Source organism: Acrocarpospora macrocephala, assembly GCF_009687865.1.
GTDB classification, from domain to species: Bacteria; Actinomycetota; Actinomycetes; order Streptosporangiales; family Streptosporangiaceae; genus Acrocarpospora; species Acrocarpospora macrocephala.
Genome location: NZ_BLAE01000024.1, coordinates 100,200 through 125,927, shown reverse-complemented (window position 1 = coordinate 125,927; position 25,728 = coordinate 100,200). Strand labels below are relative to the sequence as shown.

The window sequence follows — 25,728 nt, the reverse complement described above, 5'->3', positions numbered from 1 at the left end:
GGGGCAGCATGAGGGCAGCGCGCATCACGGTTGGAGCTCCTCCATGAAAGTCAAGCAGCTGGTGACCTACGCGGCCATCGCGTTCGTGGTCTTCTATTTGTTCACCCAGCCCGAAGGGGCGGCGAACGCCGTGCGCGGCGTGATGGACGGCATCGGCACCGGGGCGAACTCGCTGGCCCAGTTCTTCAACTCCCTGTTCACCGGGTCATAGCCGCCAGTCAGGGGCGAGTCAGCGAGCAGTCAGCCGCTTAATGGCGGGCGGAAGGTCCTCCTCTCTTCCCGGCTAGTTATGATCATTCGGGTTGCCGGGTACATAGCAGCGGGAAACTGACCGCAGGAGGCCCCCTGATGCAGGTCAAGAAGGTGCTCACGTATGCGGGTATCGCGTTCGTGGTCTTCTACCTCTACACGCAGCCGTCCGCCGCGGCCGCGGCCGTGACGGGCGTGTTCGACACGATCAACACAGGTGCCACGCAGTTGGCGACCTTCTTCACGCAGGTTCTAGGGTGATCTGACCCGGCCCGTGAGCTCGCCTCACGGGTCTTTTTTTGCGACTCGGTCCGGGGCTCGGCCCGGACAGGACGAATGTGGTCGAGGGGTGGGCTTGCGCACGCCTGTCACGCGTGCGCAGGCCCGACCCCTGAGTCGAGGATCAGGCCGACACCTTGTCAGCCCGGTCATCCCAGTATCCACTACAGAGCGTTACTTGACCACCACACACACAAAATTGGACTTATCGCCCAAAAGTCACTGAAAACACATTTATTCCACGGGTTCGCGCGGGCACGTCGGCGAAATTCCCGTGACCGAACTCCAGCGGCGTACTGACAGAATTAACAATTCGCCGATAACATCACCGAACGTGGCTGAAGGTGATCTTCCAGCATCGCGTCTGGCTGACGATCTGTATTTCGTCATGCACGACGACGTCACAGGGCGCGGGCGCATCCATCCGCGGCTGACCGGTCTCGGACTGGCCGCCGCCATCCTCGGCGAGCTCATGCTGGCCGGGCGCGTCACCGTGCGCCTGGTGCCGGGGCAGATCCAGCTCGCCGTGGTCGACCCGGCCGAGACCGGCGACGCGCCGACCCAGTTCGCGCTCGACCACATCCAGGCCGAGCCCACCCACCCGGTCGGCACCTGGCTGCTCTTCCTGGCCCGTACGGCCCACGCCGACATCGCCGCCCGGATGACCGAGGCGGGGCTGCTGCACCCGCCGGGGCGGCGCCTGCTGGCCAAGCAGGTGCAGGCGCCGGTGGCGGCCAACACGGCCGCCTGGCCGGTGGGCCGCCTCAACCTGGCGATCGAGCGCCGCCAGCCCCTGCGGATGCAGGACGGCGTGCTGTTCGGCCTGATCGTCGCCACCGGCGGCGGGCAGCTCGTGCTCTGGGACGCCAACCCGCGCTACCTGCGCGAGTCGCTGGCCGCCTTGCCGGAGACCCTGCAGCAGCTGATCGCCCAGACCGAGGCGGCCTGCGGCGACGCCGTCATCAGCCGCCGCTGAGCCTCACCTGACCGGGTGACCGGCGGCGCGCAGCGCCTCCTTCACGTCGCCGATCTTGAGCTCGCCGAAGTGGAAGACGCTGGCCGCCAGCACCGCGTCCGCGCCCGCCGCGACGGCGGGCGGGAAGTCGGCCGGCTTGCCCGCGCCGCCCGATGCGATCACCGGGACCGTCACCACGGCCCGGACCGCCTCGATCATCTCGATGTCGTAGCCGTCCTTGGTGCCGTCGCCGTCCATCGAGTTGAGCAGGATCTCGCCCACGCCCAGCTCCTGGCCGCGCGCCGCCCACTCGACCGCGTCGATCCCGGTGCCGCGCCGCCCGCCGTGCGTGGTCACCTCGAACCCGCTCGGCGTGGGCGGGCCGTCCACCACCCGGCGCGCGTCCACCGACAGCACGATGCACTGGGCGCCGAACCGCCAGGACGCCTCGCGCAGCAGCTCGGGGCGGGCGATCGCGGCGGTGTTGATGCCCACCTTGTCGGCGCCGGCCCGGAGCAGCCGGTCCACGTCCTCGACCGCGCGCACTCCCCCGCCGACGGTGAGCGGGATGAAGACCTGCTCGGCGGTCCTGCGGACCACGTCGTACATGGTCGAGCGATCCGAACTGGACGCGGTGATGTCCAGAAATGTCAGTTCATCGGCGCCTTCCGCGTCGTAGCGGCGGGCCAGCTCCACCGGGTCGCCCGCGTCCCGGAGGTTCTCGAAGTTGACGCCCTTGACCACCCGGCCCGCGTCCACGTCCAGGCAGGGGATCACCCGCACGGCGACCGTCATGGCCGGTACGCCTCGACCTCGACCTCGACCAGCATCCGCGGGTCGACCAGGCCGGCCACCTGGACGCTGGTGCAGGCCGGGCGGACCTCGCCGAAGAGGTGGCCGTGCGCGTGACCGGCCGCTTCGAAGTCGCCCACGTTCACCACGTACAGCCGAGTACGGACCACGTCGTCGCGGCTCGCTCCGGCCCGGTCCAGGGCGTCCAGGGCGATCCCGAAGGCGGTGAGGGTCTGGTTGTAGGCGTCGCCGACGTGCTGGACCTCGCCGTCCACCACGGCGGTGCAGCCCGAGACCAGGACGTGCGGGCCGGCGATCACGGCGCGGGAGTAGCCGTAGCGGTCCTCCCAGGGGCCGCCGGAGGCGATACGCGTGGCGGGGATCATGCGCGCACCGCCGCGAGCGCCGATTCCAGCGTGAACTGCCCGGCGTACAGGGCCTTGCCGACGATGGCGCCCTCGACGCCGTCGTCGACCAGGGTGGCCAGGGCCCGCAGGTCGTCCAGCGAGGAGACGCCGCCGCTGGCGATCACCGGCCGGTCGGTCCTGGCGCAGACGTCGCGGAGCAGGTCCAGGTTGGGGCCGCGGAGCGTGCCGTCCTTGGTGACGTCGGTGACCACGTAGCGGGGGCAGCCGTCGGCCTCCAGCCGGTCCAGCACCTCCCACAGGTCGCCGCCCTCCTCGGTCCAGCCGCGGGCGGCGAGCGTGGTGCCGCGCACGTCCAGGCCGACCGCGATCTTGTCCCCGTGGGTGGCGATGATCTTGGCGCACCAGTCGGGGTTCTCCAGCGCGGCGGTGCCGATGTTGACCCGGCGGCAGCCGGTGGCCAGCGCCGCCGCCAGCGAGGCGTCGTCGCGGATGCCGCCGGACAGCTCCACCTGCACGTCCAGCTTGCCGACCACCTCGGCGAGCAGCTCCCGGTTGGTGCCCCGGCCGAAGGCGGCGTCCAGATCCACCAGGTGGATCCACTCGGCTCCGGCGTCCTGCCAGGCGAGCGCGGCGGCGAGCGGGTCGCCGTAGGAGGTCTCGGACCCCGCCTCACCCTGCACCAGGCGAACCGCCTGGCCATCCGCCACGTCCACGGCGGGGAGCAACACAAGCGACCCGGTTATAGACATTTCACGACCTCCGGTCGAAGAAGACGGTGACGAGCACCGGGATCAGCAGGAGCGACACCCCGAAGACGGCGAGCCTGGCCATCCAGGTGTCCAGCAGGATCCAGGCCAGCACCTGGATCAGGAACCACAGCGTCGCCATGACGGCGTTCTGGGCGCGCCGCCGCCGCGCCAGGTAGCCGCCTTGCCTGGCCACCCGCATCGGCTTGGGCAGCGCGGCCGTGATCCGGCCGCGCAGTTCCCTGCGGCGGTTCGCGCGGGCCTCGCGGCGAGCCCTGATGGCGGCCAGCCGCTCCCGTTCCGCCTCGCGGACGGCCCTGCGCTTGGCTCGTTCCTTGCTCATGAGCGGCTCATGGCAGGGTGTTAAGCCAGTTGGCGAGCAGTAAGGCGCCCGCGTCGCCGGATTTCTCCGGGTGGAACTGGGTGGCCATCAGCGGCCCGTTCTCCACGGCGGCCACGAACGGCACGCCGTGCTCCGCCCACGTGACCAGCGGCTGGGTGAACCCGGGCCCGGCCTGGAGTTCCCACGTCCGGACCCCGTAGGAGTGCACGAAGTAGAACCTGGTCCCCGCGTCCATGCCGCGGAACAGCACCGACTCCGGCGGCGCGGTGACGGTGTTCCAGCCCATGTGCGGCAGCACCGGCGCATCCAGGCGCTCCACCGTGCCGGGCCACTCGCCGCAGCCCTCGGTGTGCACGCCGTGCTCGACGCCCTTCTCGAACAGGATCTGCATGCCCACGCAGATGCCCAGCACCGGCCGCCCGGCCGACAGGCGGCGGCCCACGATCCGCTCGCCGCGCACGCCCTTCAGCCCCGCCATGCAGGCCGCGAACGCGCCGACCCCGGGCACGACCAGCCCGTCGCACTCCAGGGCCGCCTCGTAGTCGGCGGTCACGGTGACCTCCGCGCCGGTCCTGGCCAGCGCCCGCTCGGCCGAGCGCAGGTTGCCCGACCCATAGTCGAGAATCACCACGCGTTTCGCCACTGCCACCAGCTCCACTTAATCGTATGTGGGAATTGCTCGGCCGCGCTCGTGTCTGGACTGACGAACGCAGGGAGCGAAGCGACCGGAGAGAGGAGGGAAGACACGAGCTGAGAGCGGCCGAGCCGCCGCGCCGGAGGCGCGGCCAATGTCACAGCACGCCCTTGGTGCTGGGTACGCCGACCGCGCGGGGGTCCGGCTCCGAGGCCGCGCGCAGAGCCCGGGCCAGGGCCTTGAACTGCGCCTCCACGATGTGGTGGGCGTTTCGGCCGTACGGCACGCGCACGTGCAGGCAGATCGCCGCCTGCGCCACGAACGACTCCAGGATGTGCCGGGTGAGCGTGGTGTCGTAGTCGGGCCCGATCATCGGCGCCATGCCGTCCGGCTCGCTGTGCACCAGATACGGCCGCCCGGACAGGTCCACGGTGACCTCGGCCAGCGCCTCGTCCAGCGGGCAGGACGCGTTACCGAACCGCCTGATGCCCGACTTGTCGCCCAGAGCCTCGCGGAACGCGGCGCCCAGCGCGATGGCGGTGTCCTCGATCGTGTGGTGCGAGTCGATGTGCAGGTCGCCCTCGGTCTTCACGGTGAGGTCGAACAGGCCGTGCTTGCCGAGCTGGGCGAGCATGTGGTCGTAGAACCCGACCCCGGTGGACACGTCGACCTCGCCAGTCCCGTCGAGGTTGACCTCGACCAGGACCGAGGTCTCCTTGGTAGCGCGTTCGATCCGACCGACCCTCATCAGAGAACCCCCTCCAACGCGGCGCGGAAGGCCGCCATCTCATCTCGTGTGCCGATGGAAACGCGCAGCCACCCGTCGGGACCGGTCTCCCGGATGAGGACCCCGCGGTCGAGAATCCCCGCCCACACCGCATGCCGATCCGGAAACTTACCGAATAGCACGAAATTCGAGTCGCTGTCAGCAACTGTCAGGTTACGTTGCCGTAGCCAGGTCACGGTCGCGTCCCGCTCGGCGCGCAGCGCGTCCACCGTGCCGAGCAGCTCGTCGCGGTGCGCCAGGGCCACCCGGGCGGCGGCCTGGGTCAGCGTGGACAGGTGGTACGGCAGCCGCACCAGCAGCAGCGCGTCGATCACGGCGGGGTCGGCGGCCAGATACCCGACCCGGGCCCCGGCCAGCGCGAACGCCTTCGACATGGTCCTGGTCACGATCAGCCGGGGACGCCCGGGCAGCAGGGTCAGCGCCGACGGGGTGCCCGCCCTGGCGAACTCCGCGTACGCCTCGTCCACCACCACCATGCCCGGCGCGGCCGCCAGCACCCGCTGGATCACCGCGAGCGGCAGCGCCGTCCCGGTCGGATTGTTCGGCGAGGTCAGGAACACCACGTCGGGCCGGTGCCGCTCGATGAGCGCGACGGCCCGGTCCGGATCGAGCGAGAAGTCCTCCTCGCGCCCGCCCTCGATCCACCGGGTGCTGGTGCCGGAGGCGATGATCGGATGCATCGAGTACGACGGCTCGAACCCGATCGCGGACCGCCCGGGCCCGCCGAACGCCTGCAGCACCTGCTGGAGGATCTCGTTGGAGCCGTTGGCCGCCCACAGCTGCCCGCCGGTGAGCCCGTGGCCGAGATAGTCGGCCAGGTCCTTGCGCAGCTCCACGGCGTCCCGGTCCGGGTAGCGGTTGAGCGAGGCCGCGCCCCGCCGGATCGCCTCGGCCAGATCCGCCACCAGCGCCGCCGACGGCGGGTACGGATTCTCGTTGGTGTTGAGCTGCACCGCCACGTTGAGCTGCGGCGCCCCATACGGCTGCTTGCCCCGCAGGTCGTCCCTGATGGGCAGGTCGTCAAGAGTGGTCACGAGGCCGGAATCTCCCAGTCGAAGCGGGCACGGATGGCGGCGCCGTGACCGGGCAGGTCCTCGGCGTCGGCGAGCGCGCACACGAGCGGGGCGGCCTCGGCCAGCGCCGGGCGGGTGTAGTCGATCACGTGCACGCCGCGCAGGAAGGTCTGGACGGACAGGCCGGAGGAGTGGCACGCGCAGCCGCCGGTGGGCAGCACGTGGTTGGACCCGGCCAGGTAGTCGCCCAGCGAGACGGGGGCGAACGCCCCCACGAAGATCGCGCCGGCGTTGCGCACCCGGGCCGCCACGGCGGCGGCGTCGGCGGTCTGGATCTCCAGGTGCTCGGCCGCGTACGCGTCCACGACCCGCAGGCCGTCGTCGATCGAGGACACCAGCACGATGCCGGACTGGCGGCCGTTCAGGGCGGCCGAGATCCGCTCGACATGCCGCGTGGCCGTGATCTGGGCGGCGAGTTCCTTCTCGACCGCCTCGGCCAGGTCCTCGGAGTCGGTGACCAGGACGGCGGCGGCCAGCGGGTCGTGCTCGGCCTGGCTGATCAGGTCGGCGGCCACGTGCACCGGGTCGGCGGTGGCGTCGGCGAGCACCGCGATCTCGGTGGGCCCGGCCTCGGCGTCGATCCCGATCCGGCCCTTGAGCAGCCGTTTCGCGGCGGCCACCCAGATGTTGCCAGGACCGGTGACCATGGCGACGGGCGGGCAGTCCTCGGTGCCGTAGGCGAACATGGCGATCGCCTGGGCGCCGCCCACGGCGTAGACCTCGTCAACGCCCAGCAGAGCGCAGGCCGCCAGGATGGCCGGGTGCGGCAGCCCGTCCGCCTGCGGCGGCGAGGCCACGGCCATCGACGGCACGCCGGCTTCCTGGGCGGGGACCACGTTCATGATCACGCTGGACGGGTAGACGGCCAGGCCTCCCGGCGCGTACAGGCCGACGCGCTCGACCGGGACCCAGCGTTCCGTGACGGTGCCGCCGGGGACGACGGTGGTGGTCACGTCGGCGCGGCGCTGGTCGCGGTGGACCAGGCGGGTGCGCCGGATGGCCTCCTCCAGGGCGGCCCTGACCTGCGGATCCAGCCCGGCCAGGGCGGCGGCGAGGGCCTCGGCGGGCACTCGCGCGGTGGGCAGATCCACTCCGTCGAATCGCGCGGTCAGCTCCCGTACGGCTGCCGCGCCGCGATGGCGCACGTCTTCGCAGATCGGCCGCACCTTCTCCAGGGCGGCTTCCACGTCGAGGTCGGCGCGGGGCAGCACGTCGCGCAGGTCCCGAGGCAGCGGGCCGCGCAGGTCGATACGGGAAATCACCCGCCCAGTCTACGGAGGGACCGGCCCTGATCCGATTCTGTCCACGATTCGGACGTGTCGCCGCGCCTCCGATACCCCATAAGAGGGTCAATTCACCTCAGCAACCTCAATATCATTGCCTAATGGCAGAATCACCGTCGGCACGCGACCGTCTTTTACCGCCATTCCAGGACAGCGTCCTGTGGGGGTGGGCGGGGCCGCTGCTCGTCACGGTCTTCGGTGCCTACCTGCGGCTACGCGACCTGGGCACGCCGCACGCGGTGATGTTCGACGAGACGTACTACGCCAAAGAAGCGTATTCACTGATCAAATTCGGCGTGGAGCGCAAGTCGGTGGAGGAGCCGAACATCCCGCTGCTCAACGGCGGCGAGGTGTTCGCGAGTTGCCCGACGGTCTCGGAGTGCGCGAACTACGTGGTGCATCCGCCGCTGGGCAAGTGGGTGATCGGCCTCGGCGAGCTGATGTTCGGGGTGAACCCGTTCGGCTGGCGGATCATGGCCGCCCTGCTCGGCACCCTGTCGATCCTCATCCTGGCCAGGACCGCCCGCCGGATGACCCGCAACACCCTGCTCGGCTCGCTGGCCGGGCTCCTGCTGGCCATCGACGGGCTGCACCTGACCCTGTCCAGGGCGGCGCTGCTGGACATCTTCCTGACGTTCTGGCTGGTGGCCGCGTTCGCCTGCCTGGTGGTGGACCGGGATCGCACCAGGGAACGGCTGGTCGCCTGGTACGAATCAGCCGATCTCGAGGAACTCGGGCCCCGGCTGGGGTACCGGCCGTGGCGGCTGGCGGCCGGGCTCTGCCTGGGGGCGGCCCTGGCCACCAAGTGGACCGCGATCTTCTACATCGTGGCGTTCACCGTCATGGTGTTCATCTGGGACATGGGGGCGCGGCGGGCGATCGGGCTGCGCCGGCCGCTGGCGGGGGCGTACCGGCGGGATCTGCCGCTGACGGCGGCCTGGACGTTCGTGCTGCCCGGTGTCCTCTACGTGCTGTCGTACGCGGGCTGGTTCGCCACCGCGGGCGGCTACGGCCGCAACTGGGATCAGGCCACCGCGCACGGCCCGGTGTTCTTCGTGATCGACTCCTTCCGGTCCTGGTTCGGCTACCAGCAGGCCGCGCTGAGCTTCCACACCGGCCTGGCGACCTCCCACTCCTACCAGTCCTGGCCCTGGTCGTGGCCGCTGCTGCAGCGCCCGGTGCTGTTCTTCAACGAGCAGGCCCCCGGCTGCGAGGTGGCCTCCTGCAACCAGGCCGTGCTCAGCGTCGGCACCCCGGTCATCTGGTACGGCGGCCTGCTCGCCCTGATCGCGATGATCGCCTGGTACACCGCCACCCGGGACTGGCGCGGCGGCGCGGTGCTGCTGGCCTACGCGGTCGGCTGGCTGCCGTGGTTCTACTTCGCGATCGCCGACAGCCGCACCATGTACCTGTTCTACGCGCTGCCGATGCTGCCGTTCCTGATCCTGGCCATCGTGCTGGCCGCGGGGCTGCTGATCGGGCCCGCCGACGCGCCGCCGAACCGGCGCGCCGTGGGGGCCGCGATCGTGGGGGTGTTCACCCTGTTCGCGCTGGCCAACTTCTGGTGGTTGCAGCCGATCCTCACGGCCGAGAACATCCCGCACGAGGAGTGGTTCCGCCGGATGCTGTTCAGCAGCTGGATCTGATTCCAATGGGAAAGCTGCTAAATGGACTGCCACTACGGCCCTGACCAGGCAAGACAGTGGGGTGGCAGGCTGATGAGCAGGTTTCCTGTTGGATCACAGCGAGATCGGCGCCGTCACCACGTTGACCCCGTCCGGGGTGCGGAAGTGCAGCCGGAACCGGCCGGGCGGGATCGGGCGGATGGTGAACCCGCCGACCTCGTCCACCGGCGCGCTGGTGTCCCGGCCGGACACCAGCACCACCCGCACCTCCCCGGGCCCAGGTGGGATCAGCTGGCCCTGCAGCGCGTCGCCGGTCACCCCGATCTCGATCTGCACGCCGGATCTGGTCTCGAACGCGATGTCGCGCAGCGCGGCCACCTCGGCCCGGACCAGCGCTCCCGGCGCGGGATCCCCGCGCCAGGAGTCGTAGGTCAGCTCGGCCAGCTCGGCGTCCACGTGCTGCCAGGTGAACACGGCCCGGCCCATCTCCAGCACCTCGGCGGGCACGCCGTCGACGGCCTGGAAGAGCGCGGCCAGCTCGGCCATCAGCTCATCGTCGGACGGGTGTTCACGCATGGCAGCCATCCTGCCCGAGCAGCGGGTCGGCTAACAGCGATAAATGGATCGTTGACATGGAGACGCCCCTCCCGGCGACCCCGAGCGGCGGTCAGGGCAGGCCCCGGCCGCCGTCACGGCGAATCACTTCGTGGGCGGACGGTGCTCGGCGACGACCTGGGCGCAGGCGGTCCTGAGGTCGAGCCCCGGCTCCCCGGCCCGCCGGGCGACCATGCCCGAGAACCGGGCGGCCGCGAACGACGTGCCGCTCCACCGGGCGAATCCGGTGTCGAAGGTCTCCGTCCCCATCGGCGTGCGGGTGCCGCCCAGCTCCGGCCTGACGATCTCGACCAGGCCGGTGAAGTAGGTGCTGACCACGTCCACGCCGTCCACCGCGGCGTCCACCCAGGGCAGGTCGGGGCTGAAGGGCGCCTTCACGGTGATCGTGTCGTCGTGGGTGGCGCCGACCGCGATCACCTCGTCGAACGCGGCGGGCCACACCGGCGTCCTGGCGGTGACCACGGAGAACCTGGGCTCGCCCGGCGAGGCCGGCTGGCGCATGCCGTGGTTTCCCGCGGCGGCCACCAGGACCATGCTGCCGCTGAGCCGCTCGATGGCCCGGCTGAGCACCAGCGGCGGGGAGTGGTCGGCGGTGACGCAGCCGAAGGACATGTTGAGGATGTCGGCCTTGCCGTGGAAGTCCATCATGGCCTCGGCGACGTCCCAGGACGAGACCGTGACGCCGTGGTCGTCGAGCACGGCGCGGACGACCAGGCGCGCGTCCGGCGCCTCCTGGAGGATGGCGCCGCAGATGAACGCGCTGTGCCCGGCGAGCGACGGGTAGGGCGGCTCTCCTTCGAAGACCGCGTCCACCGGGACGTCGCAGCGCCCGGCCAGCGCCGGATGCGCGACCAGGCGGGTGTCCAGCACGCCGACCCGGAGCCCCGGCCCGGTGGCCGGCGGGATCGCCACGGGCGGGCACGGGGTCGGCCGGTCCTCCCCGCCGCCCGTGTACGGCGACCCGGCGACGCCGTCGATCAATCTATGTTTGCCCCAGGTGGGGACCCAGCCCTCGAACTCGTCGGAGAAGCTCTTCCGCAGCGCGAACATCACCAGGTCCAGGTCGGGCACGGAGGCGTCGGGGCCGTACGCGAGCTGGCGGCTGGCCTGGGCCGCCTTGACCAGCGCGAGGTCGGCGCGGAAGGACGCGGCGGCGTCGGCCAGGCCCGGCAGCTCGACCAGGGCCAGGCCGAGCGCCTGGCTCGACCGCAGCTCCCGCCAGGCGAGACCGGCCACCTTGACCAGGCGTTCGCGGACGAGTTCCGCGTGGCGGAGGTCGACGACGATCTGGTCCTGCCACCACGCCCCGAGGGCGCCGCGATAGACGTTCTCCGATATCTCTGGCGTCTGCGCCATGATTCGCTCCTGACACTATTGATCGGTTGCTCTATTGACGGAGGCGTGCCACCCGGATTTGATACATCTCTCGCAGGATCCCGCCTGAGAAATCCGGGTGATGACGACGACCACGGTCGACGACCCTCTGGCGCTGGCCGAAGCCGATCCCGAGCGGGCGGTGGCCTTCGCCGCCGCCCTGGCCCGGCAGGCGCGCGCGGCGCGTGACCCACTGGCCGAGTCGACCGCGAGGCGCGCGCTGGGCATCGCCTCGGTGCACCTGAACCACCTGGGCACCGCCAGCCGCCACCTGAACGCCGCGATCCGGCTGGCCGAGCGGGCGGGATCGCCCGAGCTGGCGGCCGAGGCCCGGCTCCGGCTGGCGTTCGTGACCAGCGTCGGCGGGCGGCCGCGGCAGGCGCTGCGGGAGATCGAGGAGCTGCTGCCCGGCCTGCACGGCGTGCTGCGGGCCCGCGCCGAGGCGCAGAAGGCCGCGGTCTTCAACCACCTCGGGCAGCGGGCGGAGGCGCTGGCCGGCTACCGGGCGGCCATCCCGGTGCTGCGCCGGGCCCAGGACCACCTGTGGCTCCAGCGGGTGCTGTCCAACCGGGGCATCGTGCACGGCTACCGGCAGGAGTTCGCCGCCGCCGAGACCGACTTCCGCGAGGCCGAGGCGCTCTGCCGGGAGCTCGGCCTGGACCTGTCGCTGGCCATCGCGCGCGGGAACCTGGGCTGGGTGATGGGGGCGCGCGGCGACGTGCCGACCGCGCTGCGCTACTTCGACCAGGCCGAGGCCCGGTTCCGGGAGCTGCGCACCCACCAGCTGGGCTGGCTGCTGACCGACCGGGCCGAGCTGCTGCTGTCGGTCGGCCTGGTCGCGGAGGCGCGGGCGGCGGCCGAGGAGGCGGTGGCCGAGCTGGAACGCCTGCGGCGGGCGATCCTGCTGCCGGAGGTGCGGCTGCTGCTGGCCCGCGCGGCCACCATGGCGGGCGACCACGAGGACGCGCTCCGCGCGGCCCGCCGCGCCGTCCGCGAGTTCGCCGCGCAGCAGCGCCCGGAGTGGCGGGTGCTGGCCTCGTTCGTGGTGCTCCGCTCCCGGCTGGCCGCCGGTCAGCAGGGCATCCCCGTACGGCGCGTGGAAACCCTGGCCGGTGACCTGGACGCGGCCGGCTGGACCGCCGCGGGCGTGGAGACCCGGCTGATGGGCGCGGCCCTGGCGCTGGGCCGGGGGCAGCGCGCACGCGGGCAGGACCTGCTGGCCCAGGCCGCCCGGGCCCGCCGCCGGGGGCCCGCTCTGCTGCGGGTCAGGGCCTGGCAGGCGGAGGCGCTGCTGCGGCTGGCGCGGGACAACCGGCCCGGAGCGGCCGTGGCGATCAGGACCGCGCTGCGCATCCTGGACGAGCACCGCGCCTCGCTGGGGGCGACGGACCTGCGCGCCTACTCGTTCGGGTTCCGGATCGAGCTGGCCGGGCTCGGGCTGCGGATGGCCTTCGAGCACGGCGCGGCGGCCCGGGTGCTCGCCTGGGCGGAGCAGGGCCGGGCCAGCCATCTGCTGATGAAACGGGCCAGACCGCCCGACGATCCATGGCTGGCGGGGGCGCTGGCCGAGCTGCGGGCCACGGCGGGCAACCTGGCGGCCAGCCGGAACCCGAAGGTCGTGCAGCGCCAGGCCGCGCTGGAGCGGGAGATCCGCGACTACAGCCGCAGGCAGCACGGCGCGGCCGGTCCGGCGGCCGGTCCGCCGCCGGTGGCGCGGCTGGCCGAGTCCCTGGGCGAGCAGGCCCTGGTGGAGTACGTCCAGCTGGACGACCAGCTGCACGCCGTCACCGTGACCGAGGGCAGGGCCAAGCTGCACCCGCTGGGGCCGCTGGCGCCGATCAGGGACCTGGTGGAGCGACTGCCGTTCGCGCTGCGGCGGCTGGCCCGGGCCGACTCCTCGGCCGCCGCCGTCATGGTCAGGCACGCCGCCGACCGGCTGGACGCGCTGCTGCTCGCCCCGCTGGCGGCCGAGCTCGGGGACCGGCCGCTGGTCCTGATCCCCACCGGGCCGCTGCAGTTCCTGCCCTGGTCGGTGCTGCCGTCCTGCGCCGGGCGCGCGGTCAGCGTCGCGCCGTCGGCGAGCATGTGGCACACCGCGAGCGGGCGCGACGGCGGCGGGCACGTGTCCGCGGTCGCCGGGCCCGGCCTGCCGGGGGCGCGGGAGGAGGCGGGCACGGTCGCGGCCCTGCACGGGGCCAAGGCGCTGACCGGCGAGGACGCCACCGCGGAGGCGGCGCTGGCCGCGCTGGACGGCGCCGGTCTGGCGCACCTGGCGGCGCACGGCCGGGTCAACCTGACCAACCCGCTGTTCTCCGCGCTGAGCCTGGCCGACGGCCCGCTCACCGTCTACGACCTGGAACGCCTGGCCGAGCCGCCCCGGATGGTCATCCTGGCCGCCTGCGAGAGCGGCCGCTCGGTGGTCAGGGCCGGGGACGAGCTGCTCGGCCTGAGCGCCACCTTCCTCGCCCTGGGCACCCGCTGCATCATCGCCTCCCTGGTCCCGGTGCCGGACGCGCAGACCACCCCGCTGATGGTCGACCTGCACGGCCTGCTCGCCGACGGCCACCCCGCCGCGAGCGCGCTGGCCCTGGCCCAGCAGCGGGCGGGCGGGGTGGCGGCGGCCGGGTTCGTCTGCCTGGGCGCGGGATCCACCGCACTTAGTTAGAAAGTCGTGATCTGGACAGCCGCCGCGGCGAATCGTCTGGTCGGCGGCTAGGCGGCTGGCTATGGGACGGGTTTCTGGCTAAGTAGGCTGAGGGCCGTGGCGAAGACCAAGGGCGGGCAGGGCACCCCGGCGACGGTGGCCCTCACCCAGGCGAAGGCGGAGTTCACCCTGCATCCGTACGATCACGACCCCAGCGCGGAGGCGTACGGCGAGGAGGCCGCGAACGCGCTCGGAGTGCCCGCCGAGCGCATCTTCAAGACGCTGGTGGCCGAGACCGAGGCCGGGCTCGCGGTCGCGGTGGTACCGGTGGCGGGCAAGCTCGACCTGAAGGCGTTCGCGGCGGCGCTGAAGGGCAAGAAGGCGGCCATGGCCGAGGCCGCCAAGGTGGAGCGGGTGACCGGCTACGTGGTCGGCGGCATCAGCCCGCTCGGCCAGCGCAAGCGGCTGCCCACCGTGGTGGACGAGTCGGCCCTCGGCTTCGACACGATCTACTTCTCGGCCGGGCGGCGCGGCCTGCAGATCGAGACCGCCCCCGGCAACCTGGTCCGCCTCACCCAGGCGGTCACCGCCCCGATCTCCCGCGGCTAGACGGGCGACCCGCAGCATTTCTTGTACTTGCGCCCGCTCCCGCACCAGCAGGGATCGTTGCGCCCGGGCGGCCAGGCGATGTCACCGGCCGGATCGGCCTCCGCCACGGAACCACCCGTGGCGATCCTGACCACGGCCACCCGCGCCTCCAGGTCGGCCTCCCGGAAGCCCTTCTCCAGCGCCTTGAGGTCCGCCCCGGGCGGATACGGCATCCGCACCGTGGGCTTACGCGGCATCTCCGGCTGGACCGGCCGCGGCAGTTCCGGCTCCGGTTCGGCCGACCCGGCCAGATAGGCCGCGACGGCCGGATCCTGCGCGCCCCCGAACCGGTTGCGCAGCAGGCTCAGGTAGCGCACGGTCGCCTCCGGGCGGCGCAGGCCCATCGCCAGGGCCAGCCCCTCGTCCAGAAGCGCCCGGGCGAACCGCGGATCGGCGGCCCCGGCGACCATGGCCGCCGCCGGATAGAACTCCTCGTCCCGCTCCGCCTCCGGAAGCGCAGCCATCTCCCGCTGCCGGGCCCGCAGCAACCGCAGCGCCGTCTCCTCCTCGCCGAGCTGCGCGTGCAGTTCCGCCATCGGCAGCCGCAGCTCCCCGCGCAACCCGGGCTCGGCGTCGGCGAGCTCGCCCAGCACCGCGAGGGTGTCGCGCTCCCAGCCGTCCAGCGTGTACTCGTCGACGAGCACCTCGACGTAGGCGCGCAGGCCCGCGTCGCCGCGCGCCCTCGGGTCCAGCAGCGCGTCGGCCAGCAAGTCCCAGGCGGCCCGCTCCTCCCCCCGGTCGTACGCCCGGTCGAGGGCCCGGTCCAGGTCGAGCGGCTGGAAGAGATGGTCGGGAAGCACGAGAGCACACTACCCCTGGCACTATGGGCGGATGAGCACGTTGCACGAGGCGTCCGCGGTGGAGTTGTCGGAGCTGCTGCGCGGCAGGCAGGTGAGCGCGGCCGAGGTGACCGAGGCGCATCTGCGGCGGATCGAGGCGGTGAATCCGGCGGTCAACGCGATCGTCACGGTGGTCGCCGATCAGGCGCTCAAGCAGGCGGCCGAGCTGGACGCGGGGCCCTGGCGGGGGCCGCTGCACGGGCTTCCGGTCGGGCACAAGGACCTGGTGGACACGGCGGGGGTGCGCACCACCTACGGCTCGCGGGTGTTCGCCGATCACGTGCCGGCGGAAGACGACCTGCTGGTGACGCGGGTGCGGGCGGCCGGCGGGGTGATGCTGGGCAAGACCAACACGCCCGAGTTCGGGACCGGGTCGCACACCGTCAACGAGGTCTTCGGGGCCACCCGCAATCCGTACGATCTGGGCAAGTCCGCCGGGGGCAGCAGCGGAGGCGCCGCCGCCGCGCTGGCCACCGGCATGCTGGCGCTGGCCGACGGCTCCGACATGGGCGGCTCGCTGCGCAACCCGGCCTCCTTCTGCAACATCGTCGGCCTCCGCCCGACTCCCGGCCGGGTGCCAACGAAGTCGGCCACGGCCGCCTGGTACTCGCTGGGGGTCTCCGGGCCGATGGCCCGCACGGTCGCCGACGTGGCCTTGTTCATGACCGCCATCGCGGGCTTCGACCCGGTCTCCCCGCTCGCCGTCCGAGAAGGCGGGGAGGTCTTCGCCGCCTCCCTGGACCGCGACTTCACCGGGACCAGGATCGCGTTCAGCCCGGACCTGGGCGGCCTGCTCGTCGACACCGAGACGGCCAGGGTGACGGCGGACGCGGTCGGCGTGCTGACCGGCCTGGGCGCCACCGTCGAGCACGCCGACCCGGACCTGGACGGCGCCGAGGACGCGTTCCGGACCTACCGCTCCTGGTTCTACGCGCTCAACTTCGGCGACCTGGCGGGCGTCGGCCCGAACGTGGCGTGGAACGTCGAGCAGGGCCGCGAGGTCACCGGCGCGGACCTGGCCAGGGCCGAACGCCTGCGCACCGCCCTGTACCACCGCATGAACGCCTTCTTCGACCGGTACGACTTCCTGGTGGCCCCGGTCAGCCAGGTCCCGCCGTTCCCGGTCGGGCAGCCGTACGTCACGGAGATCAACGGGCAGCGGATGCCGGACTACCTGGCCTGGATGCGCTCCTGCTACTGGATCAGCGTGCTCGGCGGGCCCGCGCTCTCGGTGCCCTGCGGCTTCACCCCGGCGGGCCTGCCGGTCGGCGTGCAGATCATCGGCCGCCCGTGGGCCGACCTGGACGTGCTGCGCCTCGGCCACGCGTTCGAGCGGGCCACCGGATTCGGCCGGGTCACGACTCCCGGCGTTCCCGGTAGGTGATCGCGAACTCCAGCGCCCAGAACGTGCCCGCGGCCACCACCGGCCAGAACATCAGCACCCCGAAGGCGGTCAGCCCCAGCCGGTCCTGGGTGGCGAACCCGCCCGCCGCGGCGGCCTGCACGATCTCGCCGCCCGTGGAGGAGCCGATCAGGTAGGCGACCAGGCCGCCGGCGATCCCGCCCACGCCCAGACCGGCCACCGAGGCGATGGCGTGATCGCCCGCGAAGCGGTACGCGACCAGGCCGCAGATCAGGCCGAACGCGGCGGCGATGAGCGCGAACCAGCCGTCGGCGGCGATCAGCGTCTGGGTGTTCGGGTCGGCGAGCAGCCACCGGCCCTCGACGAGCGCGTACCGGGTGCGCGGCGCCAGCGCCGACCACGCGAGCCCCGCGCCCGCCCCCAGAACCGCCAGCACGAGGACGGTTCCCGCGAAGTACTTGAACTGCCGCACCGTCCCGATAGTACAGAGCCCGCAACGCGTCATCTTCCGTGCAGCCCCGCCGGGTCCGCCCGCCGTTAGCATTGCTCCGTGAACGATGAGGCGTGGCATATCGAACCCTCCGGCCCGCTACGGGGGGACGTCGAGGTCCGAGGGTCCAAGAACGCGGTTTCCAAGCACATGGTCGCGGCGATGCTGGGCACCGGCCCGAGCACGCTGCACAACGCTCCCGAGGTCGGCGAGGTCGGCCTCACGGCCGCCATGCTGGAAGCCCTCGGCATCCACGTGGAGATCAGCGACGGGGAGATCACCATCGAGCAGGGCCCGGAGATCCGTCCCCGGGTGCCGGAGAAGTACACGGGGCTCAACCGCATCCCGATCCTCATGCTGGGCCCGCTGCTGCACCTGGCGGGTGAGGCGTTCGTCCCGATGGTGGGCGGCGACCCGATCGGGCGGCGGCCGGTCAACTTCCACCTGGAAGCGCTGCGCTCGATGGGCGCGGAGATCATCGAGGACGAGAACGGCATCACCGCGAAGGCGACCCGGCTGCACGGCACCCGGATCACGCTGCCGTATCCGAGCGTCGGCGCCACCGAGACGATCCTGATGACGGCCGTGCTGGCCGAGGGCAAGACGGTCATCAAGGGCGCCGCGATGGAGCCCGAGGTGGTCGAGCTCGCGCTGTTCCTGCAGCGCATGGGCGCGATGATCGAGCTCAGCCCGGACCGGCGGATCGTGATCGAGGGCGTGGAGCGGCTGCGCGGCGCGTCCACCTGGCTGGCCGGGGACCGGATCGAGGCCTTCTCGTATCTGGTCGCGGGCCTGGTCACCGGGGGCGAGGTGCGGGTGCACGGCTGCCCGCAGGACCGGCTGGTGACCGCGATCACCACGCTGGCCCGGATGGGGGCGCGGTTCGACATCACCGACGACTGGCTGACCGCCTCCGCCCCCGACGGGCTGCGCGCGGCGGCCGTGCAGACCGACACCCATCCCGGGTTCATGACCGACTGGCAGACGCCGCTGATGGTGCTGTTCACCCGGGCCGAGGGCATGTCGGTGCTGCACGAGACGGTCTTCGAGAACCGCCTGGTGTACGTGCCGGCGCTGCAGAAGATGGGCTGCGAGATCGAGGTGTTCGCGCAGTGCCTGGGCGGGCCCGCCTGCCGCTACCACGACACCAACGCCAAACACTCGGCGGTGGTGCGCGGGGTGTCCAAGCTGCGCGGCGCGGACGTGACGCTGCCGGACATCAGGGCCGGGTTCTCGGCGGTGCTGGCCGCGGCCGTGGCCGACGGGACCTCGACGCTGCGCGGCGTCAACCACATCGAGCGCGGCTACCACCGCCCGTTCGAGCAGTTCACCTCGCTCGGCCTGAAGATCCGCCGAGGCTGACCATGGGAACGGTCCGGCCGCTTCTGTGGCCGGACCGTTCCCGTGTCACCAGCGCCCGGCGTTCCCGGCGTCGTCACGGTTGTCGGGGTTGCCACGGGTGTCGCGGCTATCGGGGGTGCCACGGGGGTCAGGGTTGTCGAAGTAGTCCCCGTAATCCTCGTAGCCCGGGTAGTCGCCGAATTCCTCGCGTTCGCGGGCGCGGCGCTCCCGCCTGCGCTCCTTCCGCTCCTGGGCCTTGATGAGCTCCTTCAACCCCGGCGTGTAGCCGCCGCCGAACCGCCACATGTCCGGCGCCACGAAGGCGGTCGCGGCGGTCTCGCGCAGCGCCTCCTGCATGGAGTCCACCCAGATCGGCCCCGGCAGCGACGCCCCCTGCACCGAGCCGTAGTAGGAGTCCCCGATCTGCACCCCGGTCAGCGGATACTTGTACGACCCCCGGATGTCCCCCACGCTCACCGCCGCCGCCAGATCCGGCGTGTACCCGGCGAACCAGGCCGAGGTGTAGCTGTTGTTGGTGCCGGTCTTCCCGGCGGCGGGCCGCCCGATGGACTGGCCCCGCATGGTGCCCTGGGTGAACACCCCCGACAGCACCCGGTTGACCGCGTCGGCCACCGGCTTCTCGATCGCCTGCGAGCAGCTCGGCGGCACGCTCACCTTGCGCCCGTCCCGCTCGATGATCTCGGTGATCGCGATCGGGCGGCAGTAGCGCCCGCGCGCGCCGAACGTGGCGTAGGCCGCGGCCACGGTGAGCGGGTCCATCTCGTTGACGCCGAGCGTGAACGTGGGCACCTCGGCCAGCGGCCCGCCGTCGGCCCGCTTGACGCCCAGCGCCCGCGCGGTCTTCACCACGTCGCACAGGCCGACGTCCCGCTCCAGCATCATGTAGAAGATGTTGGAGGACTTCCAGGTGCCGAGCTCCAGGCTGTAGGGCCCGCCCTGGCCCTCCCCGCTGGCGTTGTAGATCGTGGCGTTGGGGGCGTTGACCTTGTCACCGGCGCAGTTGGTGAAACCCTGCGAGGGGACGTACGCGCCTGGGGTGTTGAACCCCTGCCCGAACCGCCAGCCCTTGGCCAGCGCGGTGGCCAGCGTGAAGATCTTGAAGGTGGACCCGGCCTGGAAGCCCATGCCGCCGCCGTGCTCCCGGTCGGCGGGCAGGTTGATGCTGGTCGCCCGGCTGGGGTTGCGGCCGTAGTGCTTGCTGGCGGCCAGCGCGCGGATCTGGCCGGTGCCCGGCTGGATCATGGCCTCGGCGGCCACCTCGGTGTCCTTGGGCGAGACCCGGGCGGCGATGGCCCGCTCCGCGGCCTGCTGGGCGATCGGATCGAGGGTGGTGCGCAGGGTCAGGCCGCCGCGCTGCAGCCGCCGCTCCCGGTCGGCCTCGGTGTAGCCGAAGGCGGGGCTGGTCAGCATCTCCGCCTGGACGTACGCGCAGAAGTACGGGTATCGGCTCGCCCCGCAGCCGCCTCCCTCGGCCTGCATGCGCAGGCCGAGCGGCGCCGCCTTGGCCCGCGCCACCTCCTGCGGCGACGCCATGCGCAGCTGCTCCATCCGCTCCAGCACCAGGTTGCGCCGCTCCAGCAGCCTCGCCTGCTGCTCCTTCCCGATCGACGGATCAGTCCAGTACGGCGTGCGCACCGCCCCCGCCAGCGTCGCCCCCTGCACGAGCGTGAGCCGGGCGGCGTCCACCCCGAAGAACCGCTGCGCGGCGGCCTGCACGCCGAACGCCCCCGCGCCGAAGTAGGCGATGTTCAGGTAGCGCTCCAGGATCTCGTCCTTGGTGTAGATCTTCTCCAGGGACAGCGCGTAGCGCAGCTCGGCGAGCTTGCGGCGGATGCTCTGCACCCGGGCGGAATCCCGGTCCCGCTCCGACTCGGCCCGGTTGACCAGGATGTTCTTCACCAGCTGCTGGGTCAGCGAGCTGCCGCCCTGCTTGATGCCGCCCGCCTGGGCGTTGGCCACCAGCGCGCGCAGGGTGCCCTTGACATCCAGCCCGGCGTGCTCGTAGAAGCGCGCGTCCTCGATGGCGATGATGGCGTTGCGCATCGCCCGGGACACCTGGCCGATCGGGATGGATCTCCGGTTCTGGTAGTAGAACTGGGCGATCTTCGTGCCGTTCTTGTCCAGGATCCGGGTGAGCTCGGGCAGCGGCTCCTCCCGGGGCGGCGGTGGCAGCTCGGTGAACGTCTCGGCCGTGGCGTTGCCGACGACACCGGCCCCGACCGCCACCGGCACCACCACCGCGGCCGCCAGCAGCCCGCCGACCGCCCCGCACAACGCCAGCCCGCCCGCAGCGCCAACCCGCGCCATCGCAGTTCCCCCCGCCCGAACGTCAAACGACCAGGGGGAGCGCATGCAGCGTCAACGTAACACAAGGCGTCACCGAACCCGAACAGGCCGTCACCCAGGGTGGACGTGGGCGTCATCGCGCGAAGCGGCGGTGCGCAGCAGCGGCGGGACCAGGAAACGCGCGCTGCCGCGCCGGTACAGCGCGGCCGGCCGGCCCACGTCGGGGAACCGCTGCTCGCCGGTGGGTTCCAGAAACGCCTCCGCGCGTGTCATCTTCCTGCGGAAGTTGCTGGGGTCGAGCTTGAAGCCCCACACCACCTCGTAGATCCGGCGCAGCTCGCCGACCGTGAAAGGTTCGGGGCAGAACTTGGCCGCGACCGTGGTGTGCTCCAGCTGCGATCTGGCGTGCTCCAGCGCGTCCCGCAGGATCGTGGCATGGTCGAAGGCGAGTTCGGTGCCTCCCCCGAGGACCGAGGCGACCGGCACCCAGACAGCCTCCCTCGCGTCCGTTCCCGCCACCGGCGGTGGCATGTCCGGGCCGAGCGCCAGATAGGCAACGGTTATCACGCGCCCGCGCGGGTCGCGTTCGGGTTCGCTGTAGGCACGCAGCTGCTCCAGATGGAGAGCGCTCCCTTCGAGGGAGGTCTCCTCGCGCAGCTCCCGCTCCGCGGCCTCATCGAGTGTCTCCCCCGGCCGCACATATCCCCCAGGCAGCGCCATGGCCCCCTGGAATGGCTCGATCCCCCGCTCGACGACCAGGATGTGCAGCTCATCCCCCCGGACCGTGAAGATCACCAAGTCCACGGTCACAGCGAGCAGGGACACCTCCGGGTCATGCCCGGGCTTGCTGATCACATGCCCACCCTACTAAACGTCATATTGACTAAAAGCCCTTCCTCGTATTAAGGTCATCCTTACCTTAATAGTCTGCGGGGGGCGCTATGGCCCACACTCCGGCAGGCCGGGACCTGACCGCGTTCCGGCTCGACGCCACCACCCGCCACCTCTGCGCGGGAACCTACCTCGACGGGAAATTCCGCAGGAATGTCCTCCGCGAGGTCCACAACGACAGCAAGCACCGGATCGCGCCCTCCTACGGGTTCGACCTCGTCCCGGTCGTACGGCACGCCTGGCGGGCCTGGCTGCTCGACACCGGCCAGCAGGTCGCCCTGCTCGGCCTGCTGGCCGCGTGCTTCGCCAGGAACGCCCCGGCGGCGATCGTCGTGGCCGGCGGGCTCGGCTTCTGGGGCGTGGCCCGGCTGACGGTCCGCGGGGCCGTCAAGGCGCGGGAACGCCATCGGCCGCGCCGCGGCGAGGTGACGCCGGGGCGGACGCGGCTGCTGCGGCTCGGCGTCACCGGCTGCCTGCTGTTCGCGCTCGTCCCGCCGGCGGTCGCCAAGGCCGTGGAGACGCCGCTTGGCGAGCTGGGGCGCACGGCCGGCGGCATGGGGATCCTGCTGGCCGTGGTGGCGGGCCTCGCGGGCGGGCTGCGGCAGCAGGCGCTCAACCAGACCTACTGGGCGGGCTCGATGCGGGTGCGGCGCGGGGGCCCGCGCCTGCACGAGATCGACCGGCAGCAGCGGTACCCCTACGTCGTCTACCGGCGGACCGGCGCCGACAAGCTCTTCGTGGGCAGCGGCAAGCTGGTGCACCGGTGGGCGATGGGGGTTCCGCTGAAGCGCGCCGACGCGACCCAGCCGGACGAGACCCCGCACGTGCGCGCCTCCGCGCTGGTCGCCCGGCTCAAGAACGTCCTGGAACCCCTGGCCGAGATGCCCGGCTTCGAGCTCCACGACCGGCTCTACGTCGCCGAGGAGGACGTGCTCGGCGACCGGGACTTCCTGCGGTTCCGGCCCGACCAGGAGGAGATCGACCGGGTCGTCGACAACCCGTACGGCCGGGTGCGGCACTTCCTGGAGATCACGACGCACGTGGCCGAGGAGGTCGTCGTCACGGTGTTCCTGCGGGCCACGGTCAAGGCGCGCTCGCTCAGCCTGGAACTGGTCACCTGCGCGCTGACCCGTACGCCCCCGGAGTTCCAGCAGGTCGAGGCGTACGCGGAGAACGGGCCCGGGGCGATCGTGCGGGCCGTCGCGCGCGGGGTGGGCGAGCTGCCCGGGCAGGTGGCCGGGGTGTGGCGCCTGGTGGAAGCGCCGGGCCTGGTCGCCGGAGCGCTACTGGCGGGACGGGATCGTACGCTGATGCCCCGCCGTGGGGGGACAATAGGCACGCGGCGCAGCGTCCGGGAGGACTGGGCGAGCGTCCCGTGGGCAGACGCGCGCTTGGACGAGACCCTGATCCAGGACCATTTGAAGATCATCGAACGGCTGCTGCTCACGGCGACGGAGGAGTTCCTGGCGTCGGCGGGGCTCGATCCCGTGTCGTTCCGGCGCGGGGCCGCGAGCATCATCAACAACCTGGGTGTGCTCAACATGCACATGGGCGGCAAGATCGACATGAACCAGTCGGCTGTCGGGACCAACGCCCGGGTCCACGCCGGCGGCACCACCTTCGACGAATAGCGAGCGTGAGGAGCGCGCGGTGAACGGCGACGTCAGCACCAACAGCGGCATCGTCATCAGCGGTGGTACCGCGAACATCAGCGGGCCGGCGGTCGGCACGGGGGCGACCGTCCAGACCTCCGGCGGGCCCCGGGCCGAGCCGGAGCGCCAGGCCGACATCGGAGTGATCACGATCCTGCCGGTCGAGATGGGCGCGGTGCGCGACGTGCTCGACCTGAACCTGGCGATGAACGGCGGCACGCCCTTCTACGAGGGCACCGTGCACGTCCGGGGCACCTCCACGCGGGTGGCCGCGCTGCGCGCCCACAGCCAGGGGCAGCGCTCCGCCGTCATGGCGTACACCCGGCTGACCCAGCACTACGCGCCCGAGATCGTGGTCATCAGCGGCATCGCGGGCGGGGTCAACCCGCACATCGCGATCGGCGACGTCGCCGTCTCCACCGAGGTGGTCTACTACGACCTGCGCAAGGAGACCGCCTTCGAGACCCGCCGCCGCACCTCCGAGCAGTCCTCCCCCGCCACCATGACCCACGCGGTGAACTGCTTCTTCACCGACTACGGCGATCCGGCGCACTTCCAGACCGCCGACGCCCGCGGCGTCTCCCGCGGCCACCGGGTCCTGCACGGCCCGATCGGCTCCGGCGAGGCCGTGATCGCCGACGCGGATTCGGAGATCGTCCACCACCTGCGCGCGGTCAACGACAAGATCCTGGCCGTCGACCTGGAGGCGGGCGGGCTCGCCCAGGCCTTCCACGAGCGGGAGCGGTCCAGCCCGGTCCGCGGCTGGGCCGTGGTGCGCGGCATCAGCGACAACGCCGACCAGCGGAAGAACGACGGCCAGCAGGCGACCGCCGCCTGGCACGCGGCCGTCGTGCTGCGCTCCCTGATCCCCTATTTCCGCCTCAACGTGGGCTGAGCGTTTTCACCGCGATTGTCCAAAGGAATCCCCTAATTCTGGTGTGGCTGGCAGGGACCCCAGGTAATGCCGGGTAGCGTTGCCACGATCTTCGGGGGGAGATGTCGGGGTGGACGAGACGACCAAGGGCGAGACCGGCGAGGGCTACACGCACGCGCTCGGGAACCGCCAGGTGCAGATGATCGCGATCGGCGGGGCGATCGGCGTCGGGCTCTTCCTGGGCGCCGGGGGCAGGCTCGCCGCCGCCGGTCCCGGCCTGATCATCTCGTACGCGCTGGCGGGCATAGCCGCGTTCCTCGTGATGCGCGCCCTCGGAGAACTCGTCCTGTATCGCCCGGTTTCGGCCTCTTTCGTGGAGTACGCGACGACGTTCATCGGACCGTGGGCGGGGTTCGCCACCGGCTGGATGTACTGGGTGAACTGGGCCGCCACCGGCGTGGCCGAGCTGACGGCCGTCGCCATCTACATCGCGAAATGGGCGCCCGACTTTCCCCGCTGGGTCACCGCGCTGATCGCGCTGGGCCTGGTCCTGACGGTCAACTTGGTCTCGGTGCGGCTGTTCGGCGAGCTGGAGTTCTGGTTCGCGCTGCTGAAGGTCACGGCGATCATCACGTTCCTGGTGGTCGGGCTCTACCTCGTGCTCTTCTCGGTCCACGGCGCGGGGCCCGCGAACCTGGTCACGCACGGGGGCTTCTTTCCCACGGGGTTCGCCCCGGTGCTGGTGAGTTTGCAGGCGGTCGTCTTCGCGTACTCGGCGATCGAGATGGTCGGCATCACGGCCGGGGAGACCAAGGAGCCGCGCAAGATCATGCCGAGGGCCGTCAACAGCGTGATGTGGCGGATCGCGGTGTTCTACGTGGGGTCGGTGCTGCTGCTCGCCATGGTGCTGCCGTGGACGGCCTACAGCGCGGGCGAATCACCGTTCGTCACGGTCTTCTCCCACATCGGATTCGCGGGGGCGGGTGACGTGATGAACCTCGTGGTGATCACCGCCGCCATGTCGTCGTGCAACTCCGGGCTGTACTCGACCGGCCGCATCCTGCGTTCGATGGCGCTCAAGGGCCAGGCCCCCGCGTTCACGGGGGCGATGAACCGGCGGCATGTGCCCGCCGGCGGCATCGTGTTCACCGCCGCCGTCTTTCTCGCCGGGGTGGTGCTCTACTACTTCATGCCCGGGCGGGCGTTCAACATCGCGATCGCCGTCTCCTCGCTCGGCGTGATCACGACCTGGGGGACATTCCTCTACTGCCAGATCAAACTGCGCGAGGCCTGCCTGCGCGGCGAGATCGAGCGCCCGTCCTTCCGGATGCCGGGCTCGCCGGTCAGCAACTGGGTCGGCCTCGCCTTCCTGGCGCTGATCCTGGTGCTGATGCCGTTCGCCGACCCCGACCAGCGCATCGCCTTCTTCCTGATCCCCGTGCTCGCCATCGCCATCGCCGTCGGCTGGCGCGTGGTGGGCATGCGCCGTGCCTTAACCGAGCCAGCGGCACAGCCCGCTCCGGACACGCTCAGCTGACCCGGCTCCTCCGGCCTGA

At 71.8% G+C, this 25,728-nt stretch carries 25 protein-coding genes; 11 read left to right on the top strand and 14 right to left on the bottom strand.

Annotated elements, in window-relative coordinates; translation table 11 throughout:
- Window positions 1-43: 43 nt before the first annotated feature.
- The 3 genes from Amac_RS53750 to Amac_RS21820 all read left to right on the top strand — a co-directional run bounded on the left by Amac_RS53750 (window position 44) and on the right by Amac_RS21820 (window position 1,504).
- The gene (locus tag Amac_RS53750; protein WP_170322588.1) at window positions 44-211 is read left to right on the top strand and encodes a hypothetical protein; all 168 of its coding nucleotides are present in this window, start codon (window positions 44-46) and stop codon (window positions 209-211) included.
- A 137-nt stretch (window positions 212-348) separates the two neighbouring features.
- Window positions 349-510: a hypothetical protein gene (locus tag Amac_RS53745; RefSeq protein ID WP_170321267.1), complete on the top strand. Its 162-nt coding sequence runs from the start codon at window positions 349-351 to the stop codon at window positions 508-510.
- Between the two features lie 292 nt (window positions 511-802).
- A complete protein-coding gene (locus Amac_RS21820; protein ID WP_307729748.1) occupies window positions 803-1,504 on the top strand; it encodes a GOLPH3/VPS74 family protein in 702 nt (233 codons plus the stop codon).
- A 3-nt stretch (window positions 1,505-1,507) separates the two neighbouring features.
- On the opposite strand, the gene hisF is transcribed toward Amac_RS21820, so the two are convergent.
- The 8 genes from hisF to hisD all read right to left on the bottom strand — a co-directional run bounded on the left by hisF (window position 1,508) and on the right by hisD (window position 7,488).
- Window positions 1,508-2,278, bottom strand: a complete 771-nt coding sequence (gene hisF / locus Amac_RS21815) for an imidazole glycerol phosphate synthase subunit HisF (RefSeq protein ID WP_155356227.1) — start codon at window positions 2,276-2,278, stop codon at window positions 1,508-1,510.
- On the bottom strand, window positions 2,275-2,661 hold the full coding sequence (locus Amac_RS21810; RefSeq protein WP_155356226.1) for a RidA family protein: 387 nt from the start codon (window positions 2,659-2,661) through the stop codon (window positions 2,275-2,277). The genes hisF and Amac_RS21810 overlap by 4 nt, the downstream gene beginning before the upstream one ends.
- Window positions 2,658-3,392 (bottom strand): bifunctional 1-(5-phosphoribosyl)-5-((5-phosphoribosylamino)methylideneamino)imidazole-4-carboxamide isomerase/phosphoribosylanthranilate isomerase PriA, encoded by a 735-nt coding sequence (gene priA, locus Amac_RS21805; RefSeq protein ID WP_155356225.1) that lies wholly within the window; start codon window positions 3,390-3,392, stop codon window positions 2,658-2,660. Before priA ends, Amac_RS21810 begins: the two co-directional genes overlap by 4 nt.
- A 1-nt stretch (window position 3,393) precedes the next feature.
- Window positions 3,394-3,732: a hypothetical protein gene (locus Amac_RS21800; protein ID WP_155356224.1), complete on the bottom strand. Its 339-nt coding sequence runs from the start codon at window positions 3,730-3,732 to the stop codon at window positions 3,394-3,396.
- A gap of 7 nt (window positions 3,733-3,739) precedes the next feature.
- On the bottom strand, window positions 3,740-4,375 hold the full coding sequence (hisH, locus tag Amac_RS21795) for an imidazole glycerol phosphate synthase subunit HisH (RefSeq protein WP_155356223.1): 636 nt from the start codon (window positions 4,373-4,375) through the stop codon (window positions 3,740-3,742).
- A 148-nt stretch (window positions 4,376-4,523) separates the two neighbouring features.
- Window positions 4,524-5,117: an imidazoleglycerol-phosphate dehydratase HisB gene (hisB, locus tag Amac_RS21790; RefSeq protein WP_155356222.1), complete on the bottom strand. Its 594-nt coding sequence runs from the start codon at window positions 5,115-5,117 to the stop codon at window positions 4,524-4,526.
- Window positions 5,114-6,187, bottom strand: coding sequence for a histidinol-phosphate transaminase (locus Amac_RS21785; protein WP_174900206.1), 1,074 nt, complete (start codon window positions 6,185-6,187; stop codon window positions 5,114-5,116). Before Amac_RS21785 ends, hisB begins: the two co-directional genes overlap by 4 nt.
- On the bottom strand, window positions 6,184-7,488 hold the full coding sequence (gene hisD / locus Amac_RS21780) for a histidinol dehydrogenase (RefSeq protein WP_155356221.1): 1,305 nt from the start codon (window positions 7,486-7,488) through the stop codon (window positions 6,184-6,186). Before hisD ends, Amac_RS21785 begins: the two co-directional genes overlap by 4 nt.
- Window positions 7,489-7,610: 122 nt before the next feature.
- Here hisD and Amac_RS21775 point away from each other — a divergent pair, with 122 nt between their 5' ends.
- Window positions 7,611-9,155, top strand: coding sequence for a dolichyl-phosphate-mannose--protein mannosyltransferase (locus tag Amac_RS21775; protein ID WP_155356220.1), 1,545 nt, complete (start codon window positions 7,611-7,613; stop codon window positions 9,153-9,155).
- Between the two features lie 93 nt (window positions 9,156-9,248).
- On the opposite strand, the gene Amac_RS21770 is transcribed toward Amac_RS21775, so the two are convergent.
- Both Amac_RS21770 and Amac_RS21765 read right to left on the bottom strand, forming a co-directional pair.
- Complete coding sequence (locus Amac_RS21770; protein ID WP_155356219.1) at window positions 9,249-9,710, bottom strand: hypothetical protein; 462 nt, start codon at window positions 9,708-9,710, stop codon at window positions 9,249-9,251.
- Window positions 9,711-9,833: 123 nt separating this feature from the next.
- Window positions 9,834-11,105 (bottom strand): S8 family peptidase, encoded by a 1,272-nt coding sequence (locus tag Amac_RS21765; RefSeq protein WP_155356218.1) that lies wholly within the window; start codon window positions 11,103-11,105, stop codon window positions 9,834-9,836.
- Window positions 11,106-11,205: 100 nt separating this feature from the next.
- Between Amac_RS21765 and Amac_RS21760 the strand changes: the two genes are divergently transcribed.
- Both Amac_RS21760 and ybaK read left to right on the top strand, forming a co-directional pair.
- Complete coding sequence (locus tag Amac_RS21760) at window positions 11,206-13,788, top strand: CHAT domain-containing protein (RefSeq protein ID WP_155356217.1); 2,583 nt, start codon at window positions 11,206-11,208, stop codon at window positions 13,786-13,788.
- Window positions 13,789-13,884: 96 nt separating this feature from the next.
- Window positions 13,885-14,376 (top strand): Cys-tRNA(Pro) deacylase, encoded by a 492-nt coding sequence (gene ybaK, locus Amac_RS21755; RefSeq protein ID WP_155356216.1) that lies wholly within the window; start codon window positions 13,885-13,887, stop codon window positions 14,374-14,376.
- Here ybaK and Amac_RS56305 read toward each other — a convergent pair.
- Window positions 14,373-15,215: an SEC-C domain-containing protein gene (locus tag Amac_RS56305; RefSeq protein WP_246268558.1), complete on the bottom strand. Its 843-nt coding sequence runs from the start codon at window positions 15,213-15,215 to the stop codon at window positions 14,373-14,375. The genes ybaK and Amac_RS56305 overlap by 4 nt on opposite strands.
- Before the next feature lie 31 nt (window positions 15,216-15,246).
- Between Amac_RS56305 and Amac_RS21745 the strand changes: the two genes are divergently transcribed.
- A complete protein-coding gene (locus Amac_RS21745) occupies window positions 15,247-16,638 on the top strand; it encodes an amidase (protein ID WP_155356215.1) in 1,392 nt (463 codons plus the stop codon).
- On the opposite strand, the gene Amac_RS21740 is transcribed toward Amac_RS21745, so the two are convergent.
- A complete protein-coding gene (locus Amac_RS21740) occupies window positions 16,610-17,089 on the bottom strand; it encodes a hypothetical protein (RefSeq protein WP_155356214.1) in 480 nt (159 codons plus the stop codon). The two genes, Amac_RS21745 and Amac_RS21740, sit on opposite strands and share 29 nt — an antisense overlap.
- Window positions 17,090-17,167: 78 nt before the next feature.
- On the opposite strand from Amac_RS21740, the gene murA reads away from it, so the two are divergent.
- Entirely contained in the window at window positions 17,168-18,469 is a 1,302-nt protein-coding gene (murA, locus tag Amac_RS21735) for a UDP-N-acetylglucosamine 1-carboxyvinyltransferase (RefSeq protein WP_155356213.1), read from the top strand.
- Between the two features lie 45 nt (window positions 18,470-18,514).
- Here the strand turns inward: murA and Amac_RS21730 are convergent, their stop codons facing one another.
- Together Amac_RS21730 and Amac_RS21725 are read right to left on the bottom strand one after the other, a co-directional pair.
- Window positions 18,515-20,776: a transglycosylase domain-containing protein gene (locus Amac_RS21730; protein ID WP_155356212.1), complete on the bottom strand. Its 2,262-nt coding sequence runs from the start codon at window positions 20,774-20,776 to the stop codon at window positions 18,515-18,517.
- 90 nt (window positions 20,777-20,866) lie between these two features.
- Window positions 20,867-21,610 (bottom strand): NUDIX hydrolase, encoded by a 744-nt coding sequence (locus Amac_RS21725; protein ID WP_246268556.1) that lies wholly within the window; start codon window positions 21,608-21,610, stop codon window positions 20,867-20,869.
- A gap of 86 nt (window positions 21,611-21,696) precedes the next feature.
- Here Amac_RS21725 and Amac_RS21720 point away from each other — a divergent pair, with 86 nt between their 5' ends.
- The 3 genes from Amac_RS21720 (at window position 21,697) to Amac_RS21710 (ending at window position 25,709) form a co-directional block, all read left to right on the top strand.
- Window positions 21,697-23,277, top strand: a complete 1,581-nt coding sequence (locus Amac_RS21720; protein ID WP_155356211.1) for an AbeC-like domain-containing protein — start codon at window positions 21,697-21,699, stop codon at window positions 23,275-23,277.
- Window positions 23,278-23,296: 19 nt separating this feature from the next.
- Window positions 23,297-24,193: a 5'-methylthioadenosine/S-adenosylhomocysteine nucleosidase family protein gene (locus tag Amac_RS21715; RefSeq protein WP_155356210.1), complete on the top strand. Its 897-nt coding sequence runs from the start codon at window positions 23,297-23,299 to the stop codon at window positions 24,191-24,193.
- A 109-nt stretch (window positions 24,194-24,302) separates the two neighbouring features.
- Window positions 24,303-25,709 carry an amino acid permease gene (locus tag Amac_RS21710; RefSeq protein ID WP_246268555.1) on the top strand — a complete coding sequence of 469 codons (1,407 nt, stop codon included), beginning with the start codon at window positions 24,303-24,305 and terminating at the stop codon, window positions 25,707-25,709.
- Window positions 25,710-25,728: the final 19 nt, after the last annotated feature.